Origin of the sequence: Collimonas sp. OK607 (genome assembly GCF_900111995.1) — a bacterium.
Classification (GTDB): domain Bacteria; phylum Pseudomonadota; class Gammaproteobacteria; order Burkholderiales; family Burkholderiaceae_D; genus Collimonas.
Map to the genome: position 1 here is coordinate 1 of NZ_FOKF01000072.1, position 12,116 is coordinate 12,116.

Here is a 12,116-nt window from a genome sequence, read left to right on the forward strand (position 1 = left end):
GAGCCTGAAACCGGCGAACCAGCGATACGCGACGTTGACTTGCACCTCGCGCATCAACTGTCGCTCGCTGCGCACGCCAAACAGGTAGCCGATGAATAACAGCTTGAACAGCACCACCGGATCGAGCGCCGGACGCCCGTTATCGGCGCAGTACAGATGTGCCACTTTCTGACGGATAAAGTCAAAATCGACCGCCGCGGCGATCTTGCGTAGCAGGTGATCGCTGGGCACCAGGCTTTCCAGCGTCACCATCTCCAGCTCGTGCTGGTAAGGCGCAGGGATTTTTAGCATCCCTAATTATAAAAAAAGCCTCCCAATTTCGGAAGGCTTTGTCAGCAACCTGACGCCCGGTTATACCGGGCGTTTTTTTTCAGCTGATCACCGGATTATTCGGCGATACCACCTACGACGTGAGAGAAGCCACCGTCGACATAGGTGATCTCACCAGTGATGCCGCTGGCCAGGTCCGACAGGAAGAAGGCGGCGGCATTGCCGACATCTTCTACCGTCACGTTACGGCGCAACGGCGCGTGCTCGGCGACAAAGCCCAGGATCTTGCCGAATCCCTTGATGCCGCTGGCGGCCAGGGTCTTGATCGGACCGGCTGAAATACCGTTCACGCGCACGCCCTTAGGACCCAGCGATCCCGCCAGGTAGCGGACGCTGGCTTCGAGCGATGCCTTGGCCAGGCCCATCGTGTTGTAGTTGGGGACGACACGTTCCGAACCCAGGTAAGTCAATGTCAGCAATGCCGAGTTAGGGCGCAGCATTGGCAGCGCAGCCTTGGCCATTGCCGGGAAGCTGTAGGCGGAAATGTCGTGGGCAATCTTGAAGCCTTCGCGCGACAAGCCGTCCAGGAAATCGCCGGCAATCGCCTCGCTTGGCGCAAAGCCGATGGCATGCACCAGGCCGTCCAGCTGGTCCCAGGATTTGCCGAGGTCGGCGAACAATGCGTTGATTTGCTCATCGCTGCCAACGTCGCAATCGAAAATCAATTCGCTGTCGAACTCTTTGGCGAAATTGGTGATGCGCTCCTTGAAGCGCTCGCCGACGTAGGTGAACGCCAGCTCAGCGCCTTCGCGCTTGCAAGCTTGAGCGATGCCATAAGCGATCGAACGGTTGGACAGCAAGCCCGTGATCAGAATTTTTTTGCCTTGCAGGAATGCCATATTGACTCCAGATGTGCGCCGTTTGTATTGCTGGCGGTGGTGTGATGCTTGTGCACCGGATGTTCTGCTTGAAGTTCTTATCGAACAGGGCAAGATTGTAGGGGTTCGTCGCGCCGACGGCAACTATAGCGGTTTTCCCGGGGGAATGTATTTTTGATATCGGCGGGGATTTTGCAACAACCCATGGCGCTGTTGCGCCACGGGTTATTTTCTACTGCTTCGGATCAGCTGCGTGAATTCCTGGATGAGGCCAGCACTACAGGCTTGCTGCTTTTCTTTGCTGCAACCTTGTTTTTGCTGCTGCGGCTGTTGCTGGCGGTTGCTGTATGGTAGCGAACGTTGTGGCCGGCTTTCGTACCGCCGGCAGAGGCTACCATGCGGTTTGGTACTTGCAGTTGCAGGCTTTGGCCGCGGCTCACGGTATCACGACGCAAACCGTTCCACGCCTTCACCTGGCTTACGCTGACGTGATAGCGCGATGCAATCGATGCCAGGGTGTCGCGTTTGCCTACCTTGATGGAAATGCGGCGGGTTTCCGGCGCATCCGGCGTCACTGCCATGGTGGCGTTATCGGCTACTTCGGCGGTGATGTCGCTGTTGGCGGTTTCGGTTTTCGGCACCAGGATGGTGGAGCCGGCCTTCAGTAGCATTCTTGGCGGAATATGGTTGACTTCGCGGATGATGGCCGGTGTGGTGTCGAATCTGGTGGCAATGGTTTCAATCCGCTCACGGGCGCTGCTGACGGTGTGCGAAGTCCATGAAGACAGTGTATGCGTCCACTGGGTCAGATTGTGTTTGAATTTTTCCGCATTGCTTTCAGGCAGCAAAATCTTGGTATCGGCGCTGCCGATGATGACTGGCCGATTGAACTGCGGGTTCAGGGCCTTGAATTCGTCCAGCGACAATTCAGCCAGTTGCGCTGCGACCTTGACGTCGATATCGCGGGTTTTGCCGATAGTGACGAAGTACGGCTGGTTGTCCACCTTAGGCAGCGAGACGTTGTACATCTCGGGCGCTGCAATAATATTCTTGACGGCTTGCAACTTGGGAACGTAGTTACGCGTTTCCGCCGGCATCAGCGGCGCCAGGCTGTTGAAGTCGATCGGCAGGCCTGCTGCCTGGTTCTTGTTGATGGCGCGCTGTACCGAGCCTTCGCCCCAGTTATAGGCGGCCAGCGCCAGTTGCCAGTCGCCAAACATGCCATACAGCTTTTGCAGATAAGTCAGCGCGGCATCGGTGGAGGCCAGGACGTCGCGGCGCTCATCCTTGAACATGTTTTGCTTGAGATTGAAATCGCGTCCCGTAGCCGGCACGAATTGCCACATGCCCGCTGCCTTGGCGCCGGAATAGGCTTGCGGATTGAATGCCGATTCGATGAACGGCAGCAACGCCAGTTCGGTTGGCATGCCGCGTTTTTCCAATTCTTGTACTACGTGATACAGATAGCGCGAAGCGCGCACTGTGGTCCGTTCGAAATATTCCGGGCGGGCGCTGTAAAAATCGGTTTGACTCACCACCTGCGCGTTATCCAGATCGGGAATGCCGAAACCCTTGCGTATGCGCGCCCAGATATCGACCTGTTCCATGCCGAGCATGCCGGCGCCAGGGTCGTTTGGGTCGGTTAAGCTGAAAGTGGGAGTGTAGATCGAAATGTCGTTGGCCTGGGCCAAGAGCGGAGTGCCGAAAAAAGCGAGCGCGGCAAAAGCGATGTTCTTGAGTTTTAGCTGATACATGGGTTCAATTTATGTGACCGGGATGTCATCAACCGGTAATAATGGATTAGACGCAGTGTACGTAAGGCAGTTTTCTCCCGTCAAGCAAAAATTACACAGTTACAAACGATAAGTGATTGATTTATCAGGTATTAGTTTTAATAAATCGATATGCGGAAACTATGTAACCAGCAATAACAATAAATCACGATGATCGGCGGCGCTACTTGTTGCTTACGTATTGGATGTTTGCCGAATTGTTTGTGATTTATTTGTCATTTATTTGTAATTGTTTTTCCATTCGCGCAATGCCGCAAACGCTGCAACGGGATCGGTTTCCCGTTGTTTTTCGGCGAGGCGGCCGCTGGCTTGCAGGCTGGCAAGAATAGTTGGTTGACGGTAACGCAGGAAGGGGTTGGTGGCGTTCTCGATCGCTATGGTTGACGGCACGGTGGCTTGTTGCCGCTCGCGCTTGGCTTGTTCGGTTGCCATGCGTGCTACCAACGCGGCATTGTCCGGCTCTACCGCCAGCGCAAAGCGCAGATTCGAGACGGTGTACTCATGCGCGCAATACACCTGGGTGTCGCCCGGCAAGCTGCTTAGCTTCCCCAGTGAATTGATCATTTGTCCCGGAGTGCCTTCAAACAGCCGTCCGCAACCGCCGGCGAACAGCGTGTCGCCGCAAAACAGCCAAGGCTGGCCTTGCGCCACGTAGGCGATATGGCCGCTGGTATGGCCGGGTACATCCAGTACCGACAGCGTCAATCCTAATTCTGGAATGGTCGCAGTATCGCCTTCGTTGAGCGGCTGACTAATGCCGGCGATGGCTTCGCCGGCAGGGCCGAATACCGGGATGTTAAAGTGCTGCAGCAAAGTTTGTACCCCGCCGACATGGTCAGCGTGGTGATGTGTCAGTAAAATAGCGACAAGTACCAGGCCATGAGCATCGAGTGCAGCCAGAATCGGCTGGGCATCGCCGGGATCGACGACTGCGGCATGACGGCCATCGTGGATCAGCCAGAGATAGTTGTCGTTAAATGCAGGCACCGCCAATACACTCAATGATTTACTTTGTGATTTATCAAATAAGGCAGGCATGGGATATCCGTCATCAGAAAAGTCCATTATAGCGCTCGGCCCCTGGCTGCAGACGCCCACAGGCAGTTACATGCTGGAGTGGGAGCAGGCGCGCCTGGATGCGATGACGGCAGATATCTTCGGCTTCAACGCAATGCAGATCGGCGTGCCGCAAATAAAGGCTTTACAAGCGAACCGGATGCGCCACAAATGGCTGACAGACAGTCGTCTGCCTGAAGCTGGCGAGGTGCAATCCGGCGTGGTGATAACCCACGATTTTGCGGAATTGCCGTTTGCCACGCAAAGCCTGGATCTGGTGGTGCTGCCGCACGTGCTGGAGTTCGCGGCCGAGCCGCATCAGATCCTGCGTGAGGTCGAGCGGGTGCTGATCCCTGAGGGGCAAGTCATCATTTGCGGTTTCAATCCGGCCAGCCTGTGGGGCATCCGGCAAACCGCGGGCCGCATGTCGGGAGTGCATTTTTTGCCGCAAAATGCTGAGTTCATCAGTTTGCTGCGCCTGAAAGACTGGCTGAAACTGTTGAACATGGAAGTCAATCGTGGTCACTTCGGCTGTTACGCGCCGCCGTATACCAGTAGCAAATGGTTGCATCGGTTCAACTTCATGGAGAAGGCCGGCAATCGCTGGTGGCCGTATTTTGGTGCGGTATACATTGTGCAGGCAATCAAGCGGGTCAAAGGCATGCACCTGATCGGCCCGGCTTTCAGCAAGCAGGTGATCAAGGCCGCGCGTGGCGTTCCCGCCACCAACAAGATTCACAAGACGGATCAGAACGGGGCGGAGTAGAAGCAGCGTAGTAAACTCATGCCTTTAACAAGCGGTGCGTCGCACAGTCAGGCGCACCGTCACAACAAATCAAAGCAGCGAAAGTGAATGAATCAAGTATGGACAAAGTAGAAATATTTGCCGATGGCGCCTGTAAAGGCAATCCCGGTACTGGTGGCTGGGGTGCGTTATTGGTGGCGGATGGCAAGGAAAAGGAATTGTTTGGCGGCGAACGCAATACGACCAACAACCGGATGGAACTGAAAGCGGTGATCGAAGCGCTGACCGCCTTGACCCGGCCTTGCGAGGTGATTGTGTTTACCGATAGCCAGTATGTACAAAAAGGGATCAGCGAATGGATCCATGGCTGGAAGGCACGCGGCTGGAAAACCGCGGCACGCGAGCCGGTAAAGAATGTCGACCTGTGGCAAGCGTTGGATGCAGCACAGGCCCGGCATAAAATCGAATGGCGCTGGGTAAAAGGCCACGCCGGCCACGTCGGCAACGAGCGCGCCGACCAGCTCGCCAATCGCGGTGTGACTACTGTTGTATAAAGCCGAGACTAAAGCCGCAACCGCATGCCGCGTTGTTGATAGCGGTTTTGGCAGAGTATGTTTTTATGTTTGTGTTTGTATTAAAGATTAAGTGACCATGCGACAAATTGTTCTGGATACCGAGACCACCGGCCTCAACCCACGCACCGGCGACCGCATCATCGAAATCGGCTGTGTCGAATTGATGAACCGGCGCCTGACCGGTAATAATTTTCATCGCTATATCAATCCCGAACGCGATTCGGAAGAAGGTGCGCTGGCAGTGCATGGCTTGACCACCGCCTTCCTCAGCGACAAACCAAAGTTTGCGGAGATATTCGACGAGTTGCGTGAGTACACCCGCGGCGCCCAGGTCATCATCCACAACGCACCCTTCGATTTGGGATTCCTGGATGCTGAATACAAATTCCTGGGAAAAGGCACGTTTTCGGGCGACATCGCCGGTGTCATCGATACCTTGGTGCAAGCCAAGGAAATGTATCCTGGCAAACGCAACTCGCTGGATGCGCTGTGCGATCGCTACGGTATTTCCAATGCCCACCGCACCTTGCACGGCGCGTTGCTCGACTCGGAATTGCTGGCAGAGGTGTATCTGGCGATGACGCGCGGGCAGAATAGCTTTAGCATCGATTCGGGCGCGGGGCATGGCGAAGCGGACGGTGAGGGAGCGGTGATGGAGTTGCTGCCGTTGGCCGATATTGTCGTGCGTACGGCAAATGCGGAAGAGCTGGCTGAGCATGAGTTACTGCTCAATGGTTTGGACAAGGACGCGAAAGGCGCGTGCATATGGCGTCAGGCGGTCGTTGGGGCGGCAGAAAACCTGCCGCAAAAGTAATCTTGCAAAAAATCTACACAAGACACTAGCCACGAGCGAGATTTGCTATTATAATTTCGCTTCTTTAGGCGCGTAGCTCAGCTGGTTAGAGCACTACCTTGACATGGTAGGGGTCGTTGGTTCGAGTCCAATCGTGCCTACCAGTATTCTCGACGTTTGCGGGGGTTCTGGGTTTTTTTTGGGTTTTTTCCAAAAGAAATTGTTGTGAAAACGTCGTTAGCAAATCATGAATGGAAGCGCAGTACGGCTTCCATTTTTGCTTTTTCCCTTCCGCGATCCGCTGCATCAATCCACTTCGCATACACTGTAAATAGCATTTTTGCATTTGCATGGCCGAGTTGCCGGGCAATATATGCCGGATTTACGCCCGCCATCAGTGCTGTGGTCGCATAAGTGTGCCGAGTTTGATAAGCACGCCTTGCCCGGATCCCCAATTTGTTCAAGCTTGGTTTCCAATAATGATCCCGTTGCGACCGTTCGTCGTGCCATGGTCTGCCGGTGACTGGATTTTCGAATATTTCAGCCGACTTCAAAGAGGTAAACGCCTTTTGGGCTTGGAGTGCGTTTATCGCTCGGTCCACCAGATCGACATCGCGGACCTCGCTCGTTTTTAGATCTTTGAACTGCCCCTTAAATGTCTTTGCCCGTTCGACGCGTGTAGTCCGGTTGTTCCAGTCTATGTCATCCCAACGCAACGCGATAATTTCTTCCGGTCGCATTCCGGTAAGAAATGCGAATATGAAATAATTAGCGATCTGCAGTGGGTATCGCTCAATCATATCGGCCAGGACGCGTTCCATCTCCGCGATCGTCAACGGATCGGGCGGTGTTTTCTGGTGCCTCGAGTTATTGATACCGTCCAACGGATTGACTAACTCCCTCATGTCCCGACCGGCAAGTATGAAGGTGCCGCGCAATGGAATCAGATAGTTGTTACACAGCTTCGCCGACGGCCAAGGATGGCCGCCGACGATGGCGGCGATCTTTCCATGCGTAATCTGGTCAATGCGAGTTTCAGGGCCAAACTTCACTTTCCAAAATTCCAGAGCATTTTTGTATTGAGACAGGGTGGCTGCCGCCAAACGTCCCTTCGTTTCAAGCCACAATGCACACGAGGCAGCAAAAGTCGGTATATCGGTCAGGCTCTCAGCCGCATGCGGGGAATTGGGAAAAGTGAGAGCGTAATCGAATGTTCCAACAGAAATTTTCAACTTGATTTCGGCGACCAAGCGCTCGGCGTATTTAATGTTCGCCGGTGTTGGCATCAAATCCAATTTTTCACGGCGTTGCTTTCCCTGCCAAATGAAAACGACGCGGATACTTTTGTCCCGCAGCTCTACGCCCCTTGCTCGACCCATTTGTAATACTCCTCAACGTTCATTGTTATATGGCCGTCCGGCGCGCGCCGGTAATGCATGCCTTCGACCCAGATACCATCCTCGATTTTTCGCCGCACGGCCTTATCGGTATAGCCGGTGAGGGCGCAAAATACTGGGATTAGCACCCAGCGAATATTTGCGACGATCGCATTCATAAAGTGTCTTTCATATGCGTTTGAATCCGATCCATCATTTTGATACTCCTCGGTATTAGTGGCGACTACCACTTTCTGCATATGAGTTTAATTTTTTATAAATGAGAGAATGAGTTGAATGCGGGTATAAATTTGATCGCTTTTGTTTTCAAGCAATTGCACGAAATTTTGTGCGCGTTTACTCGCTTGGTCAGTCGTCAACAAAATTGCGATTCTCTGACGTAGGTAACTAATCAGGAAAAATGATGATCGGGATGAGCAATACCGAGAACTCAAAAAAGCCGCATAAATGCAACACTCAGGCGACTAGCTTGAAAATTTTATTTATAAGAGCAACTACTTTTTGGAAACTTTAAAAAAAACATAAATTAATCAATGATTTACAAAAATCTAATTGCGGCACTGTGGTCACGAAAGCCAATTCGAGCGAATTTCAGTGTTCATCTGATGACGAGTTGCCCAGGTTTAAAACAGAATTGCGAAATGCTTACCCGGTCCAGGTTGACGGCCGCATTCTTCTTCTCATCCATGACGTGGACGCAGACAGCGGTTTGGTGCGCGTTTGCCACGCCGGCGCTGAAAATCCCGCGAATGCCACGCACTGCAAGCTGAATTGAGTTAGTTTCTTTTGAGTCCTTTTAGTTGAAAAAATATAGTCCCGCGTTGCCGTGGCATACAGCATTGATATCGCAGCACGCCGACGGTCAACTGACGCTCCGCTTCAATTTAAGTGCCTTCGTCTTGACGGCCCATGCAATTTCGCCCAGATTATTCAGAAACTCCAAGCGCGTCACGGTCACAAAATGATGCATACGGTGAAAAGCATACATCCGGCTTTCCAAGGTGCCACATGGATTGAGTACGATCGCTGCCACATTGAACACATTCCACCAGCACGCGCGCAAATCACCTCTACCGCGCAGCATCGCCTTGACCGACCGGCCATCGTTACCGGATACGTCCTGCATCAAGACGCCCTTGCACATGATGCCTGGCGCGATTTGTTTGTTCTTCTGAACGCGACCGACTGGAATACTTTGCAGGAATTTTTGACGGTCAGCAGCTGCCCAATCGATATGGAACAGGTTTTGGTTCGTAATTTCGATATTTTTCATAATCTTCTCCGATCACTTCATTGAGGCACCACCGGATAGTTTGACTTATGGCAGGTGCTTTTCTTTGTCACGGAGCTGATGTTCTGCTCTGTTCTTTTCGTTACCTGGATTAGCATCGCTTTGCTTAATCAGTGACTCAATCGTATCAAGACAATTTGTTTGCGCAACTCGGCAGGCGATGGCACGAAAGAGAGAAAGGGAGAAATGCCGGCGCCATTGAAACGCCGGTGGGTAACGCTAGAACTACTGCTGATCCAGCAAATTTGATAGCTTGCCACGCCGAGGCCAGGAAAGACATCACCGCGTACGTTGTCGGCTTCTGCTTCTATAACACCGAGCGATTAAATTCAGTATTGGGCAATCTGCCGCCCACCGCCTATGAGCGGAAAATGGCAGCAAAGGAACCTATTGTTGTGTCCGAAATTACTTGACGACCGCAGTCCGGCCTCCAATACGATCGAGTATGGATAGTCGGATTGGAAGAAAGCAGCTTCCCCAACAACAAGAGTTCGCTAGAAGAACAACGGCGTCTGATGTGCGTCGCCATGACGTTCGCCAAGAACATTCTCTGGACGTCTTGTACGACCGACAAGATACCAAGCGTGTTTGTAAAGGAATCCGGCGTAATTAGAGCAACCACTTTTTAGGAATGAAAATAAAAACAGCGATAAATCAACGAGATACAAAAAACGAATTGCGCCACCGTGGAGAAAAAATCCAATTCGAGCAAATTTGAGTGTGCATTTGAAGACGACTTGTCCCTGGTTCAAAACAGAACTGCGAAATGCTTAATCCAAAGAAAAGTACCGACGCGATCAAAGAGTTGTTGAAGCCGCTGGCTCCATACTTTGAGGTAGCCTGACATTTTCGGACACTCCCGTTTGATACACTTATCAAAGGGAGAACTGAAATGAAATTGAAGACATACACGCCGGAATTCCGGGCTGAAGCAGTCAAACTGGTGCTGGCACAAGGGCTGTCGCTGGAAGAGGCGGCGCAGCGGATCGCGATGCCCAAGGGGACGCTGGGTAACTGGGTGAGCGCAGCAAAGCGCGGCAATGGAAGCGCTGCGGCGCCCGGTAGCCGAACGGTTCCCGAGCTGGAGGCAGAGGTCGCGAGGTTGCGCAGAGAATTGGCCGAGTCGAACATGGAACGAGACGTGTTAAAAAAGGCCACCGCGTACTTTGCACGGGAGTCGCTGCCCGGTACGCGCAAGTGAACGCCATGCGACCCGACTTTCCTCTGGCCTTGCTGTGCCGCGCTTTTGACGTATCGCGCAGTGGTTTTTATGCATGGCTCGGGCGCGCTCCCTCGCAGCGCATGCAGGACGATGAGCGCCTGAAGGTGGCGATCAAGGCTGCCCACGTCCAGACGCGGGAAACCTATGGGCCACTGCGCATGTGGCCGGAACTGGTCGCGCAAGGATTCGACACGGGACGCGACCGTGTCGTGCGGCTGCGGCGGGAACTGGGCCTGCGCTGCAAGCAAAAGCGCAAGTTCAAGGCCACCACGAATTCGAAGCACGGCTTTCCGGTGGCGGAGAACCTGTTGAATCAGACGTTTGCCCCGACGCGGCCTGGCGAAGCCTGGGTAACCGATATAACGTATGTATCGACCGGTGAAGGCTGGCTTTACCTGGCGGGTATCAAGGACGTCTTCACATGCGAGATAGTTGGCTATGCGATGGGAGCACGCATGACGCAGGAACTGACGGCGCAGGCTCTGTGGCGGGCAGTGCGCAACAAGCGGCCAGCACCGGGCCTGATTCATCACTCGGACAGGGGTAGCCAGTACTGTGCCGACGACTACCGGAAGCTGGTCGGGCAGTTCGGCATGCAGCCTTCCATGTCGCGCAAGGGGAACTGCTACGACAATGCCCCTATGGAGAGCTTCTGGGGAAGTCTGAAGAACGAGATGATTCATCATCAGAGGTATGCCACCCGTGCAAGGAGTACATCGAAATTTTCTACAACCGCCAGCGGCGCCATTCGCGCCTTGGCTACATTTCGCCAGCACAGTTCGTTGAGAATTTCAGCAATACTGAGCTGGCTGCTTGAGACGGAAGTGTCCGCTATTGACAGTACACCTCACTTTGACGAACGCAATGTCGCGGAAATCATGGTCAATTCGGGTGGGCAACCAAGCGGGGCCACCTATGAAGAAGAGCATCCATTTTTTGCAATGTTTGAAAAAAACCGTTTAAAAACGAATATTTAAAATCTTATATCGCGGCCACTGTGGACAATGTACCTGACACATAGGTGTCACTAGCCACTGCTGATAACAACCATATAGTAAAAATTCGAGGCGGCCACGGCGACCACTATTTGGACCTTGTCGGGGTTTTGTCCTCCAATATGTGAAGCACTACATTTTTTGCCGCTTTATCCATGTGAGGCCATGCGCTCATGATGGCACGACCAAGGGCCTCCTCTTTTGAGGTGGGTGTCGGCAATTGCTGCTTCTTGTCTAGGTACATGGACAATCCCATTACCCCCACCAGTATGCCAACAGCGATGGCCATCATATTGGAGGTGGCGACCTTAGCCCGTAGCCACAAAATATTTGGATTCGAATTCCTAGCTTCTGTTCGAACTTGCTCAAGCACCACCTGACCAACCCGGTAAAAATCTATCTTCATTTTTGCAATGCCAGCGTCGGTCGCTTCTGAAATTTTTTTGGTGATTTGTTCCTGAGTTATTTTTGAAGAATTGTCATATGCCGCAGCAGCAGCCATTTCGCGTTTTGCCGCGTCCTTCAATTCTTTAATCGCTGAATCGATCGATTCCTTTGCCGTCTGAGATACCTGGATTCCTGTTGTTTCTATAGCCTGACAAATTGCCGGTGCTTGGACGCGTAAGGCTTTGATTTGGTCGTGCACTATGCCTATATCGCCAAGCAGTTCAGCAGTAAGGGCTTCAAGAGCAGTTGTTTGCATAGCTAGTTCATTTCAAAAGTGATTTGAATACTGTATCAAGCTCATTAGTCACACCAGTCGCGAGTCGCTTTGAGCTTCCCCTGAAATTTAGTCTTCCACGGGTGACGTAAAATAACGTTACTTTGGAAGAAGCGGAAATGAAGAAAATACCAAAACAGGCATACACGACCGAGTTCAAAGAGCTTGCCGTCAAACGGGTGGCTGACGGGCAGGCAATTTCGCTGGTGGTCAAGGAGCTAGGCTTGAGTGACCAGACGTTGCGCAACTGGATCAAGGCCGCCGCGGTAGGTGAGCTCAAAGGTGCCGGTAGCAAGGTGGTCACGCCGGAAGCGATGGAGTTGTCCCGTCTGCGAGCTGAGGTCGCTCGCCTGAAACGGGAGAACGAAATCATAAAAAAA

General features: G+C 52.9%; 14 protein-coding genes, 1 tRNA gene and 2 pseudogenes. 9 read left to right on the plus strand and 8 right to left on the minus strand.

Annotated features, from left to right (window positions below):
- The 4 genes from BM029_RS25005 to gloB all read right to left on the minus strand — a co-directional run.
- Window positions 1–291: transposase (locus BM029_RS25005; RefSeq protein ID WP_139217342.1), on the minus strand; the 291-nt coding region annotated here is incomplete at its 3' end.
- Window positions 292–386: 95 nt separating this feature from the next.
- Complete coding sequence (gene fabI, locus BM029_RS25010) at window positions 387–1,169, minus strand: enoyl-ACP reductase FabI (protein ID WP_092415844.1); 783 nt, start codon at window positions 1,167–1,169, stop codon at window positions 387–389.
- Between the two features lie 224 nt (window positions 1,170–1,393).
- Window positions 1,394–2,902, minus strand: coding sequence for a transglycosylase SLT domain-containing protein (locus BM029_RS25015; protein WP_092440706.1), 1,509 nt, complete (start codon window positions 2,900–2,902; stop codon window positions 1,394–1,396).
- Between the two features lie 258 nt (window positions 2,903–3,160).
- On the minus strand, window positions 3,161–3,979 hold the full coding sequence (gene gloB / locus BM029_RS25020) for a hydroxyacylglutathione hydrolase (protein ID WP_092440708.1): 819 nt from the start codon (window positions 3,977–3,979) through the stop codon (window positions 3,161–3,163).
- Between gloB and BM029_RS25025 the strand changes: the two genes are divergently transcribed.
- The 4 genes from BM029_RS25025 (at window position 3,978) to BM029_RS25040 (ending at window position 6,274) form a co-directional block, all read left to right on the plus strand.
- Window positions 3,978–4,763, plus strand: a complete 786-nt coding sequence (locus BM029_RS25025; protein ID WP_092440710.1) for a class I SAM-dependent methyltransferase — start codon at window positions 3,978–3,980, stop codon at window positions 4,761–4,763. The genes gloB and BM029_RS25025 overlap by 2 nt on opposite strands.
- Window positions 4,764–4,861: 98 nt before the next feature.
- Window positions 4,862–5,296: a ribonuclease HI gene (gene rnhA / locus BM029_RS25030; RefSeq protein ID WP_062117257.1), complete on the plus strand. Its 435-nt coding sequence runs from the start codon at window positions 4,862–4,864 to the stop codon at window positions 5,294–5,296.
- Window positions 5,297–5,393: 97 nt separating this feature from the next.
- Entirely contained in the window at window positions 5,394–6,131 is a 738-nt protein-coding gene (dnaQ, locus tag BM029_RS25035) for a DNA polymerase III subunit epsilon (RefSeq protein WP_092440712.1), read from the plus strand.
- Between the two features lie 66 nt (window positions 6,132–6,197).
- A tRNA-Val gene (locus BM029_RS25040) sits at window positions 6,198–6,274 on the plus strand.
- 81 nt (window positions 6,275–6,355) lie between these two features.
- Here the strand turns inward: BM029_RS25040 and BM029_RS25045 are convergent.
- The 3 genes from BM029_RS25045 to BM029_RS25055 all read right to left on the minus strand — a co-directional run bounded on the left by BM029_RS25045 (window position 6,356) and on the right by BM029_RS25055 (window position 8,780).
- Entirely contained in the window at window positions 6,356–7,489 is a 1,134-nt protein-coding gene (locus tag BM029_RS25045; protein ID WP_092440714.1) for a site-specific integrase, read from the minus strand.
- Entirely contained in the window at window positions 7,468–7,665 is a 198-nt protein-coding gene (locus BM029_RS25050) for an excisionase (RefSeq protein WP_092440719.1), read from the minus strand. Before BM029_RS25050 ends, BM029_RS25045 begins: the two co-directional genes overlap by 22 nt.
- Window positions 7,666–8,369: 704 nt before the next feature.
- On the minus strand, window positions 8,370–8,780 hold the full coding sequence (locus BM029_RS25055; RefSeq protein ID WP_092440715.1) for a hypothetical protein: 411 nt from the start codon (window positions 8,778–8,780) through the stop codon (window positions 8,370–8,372).
- Window positions 8,781–8,935: 155 nt separating this feature from the next.
- On the opposite strand from BM029_RS25055, the gene BM029_RS26175 reads away from it, so the two are divergent.
- From BM029_RS26175 to BM029_RS26030, 4 genes and pseudogenes are all read left to right on the plus strand, one after another.
- Window positions 8,936–9,211 (plus strand): hypothetical protein, encoded by a 276-nt coding sequence (locus tag BM029_RS26175; RefSeq protein ID WP_211482536.1) that lies wholly within the window; start codon window positions 8,936–8,938, stop codon window positions 9,209–9,211.
- Window positions 9,212–9,235: 24 nt separating this feature from the next.
- A pseudogene (locus tag BM029_RS26680) lies at window positions 9,236–9,427 on the plus strand (3'-5' exonuclease); the annotation flags it as partial.
- Between the two features lie 263 nt (window positions 9,428–9,690).
- Window positions 9,691–10,837, plus strand: a pseudogene (locus BM029_RS25060) (IS3 family transposase).
- A gap of 7 nt (window positions 10,838–10,844) precedes the next feature.
- On the plus strand, window positions 10,845–10,997 hold the full coding sequence (locus BM029_RS26030; protein ID WP_170851226.1) for a hypothetical protein: 153 nt from the start codon (window positions 10,845–10,847) through the stop codon (window positions 10,995–10,997).
- A gap of 106 nt (window positions 10,998–11,103) precedes the next feature.
- Here the strand turns inward: BM029_RS26030 and BM029_RS25065 are convergent, their stop codons facing one another.
- Window positions 11,104–11,718, minus strand: coding sequence for a hypothetical protein (locus BM029_RS25065; protein ID WP_092440717.1), 615 nt, complete (start codon window positions 11,716–11,718; stop codon window positions 11,104–11,106).
- 137 nt (window positions 11,719–11,855) lie between these two features.
- Here BM029_RS25065 and BM029_RS25070 point away from each other — a divergent pair.
- Window positions 11,856–12,116, plus strand: a 261-nt coding sequence (locus BM029_RS25070) for a transposase (protein WP_139217343.1), incomplete at its 3' end; no start/stop codon positions are given.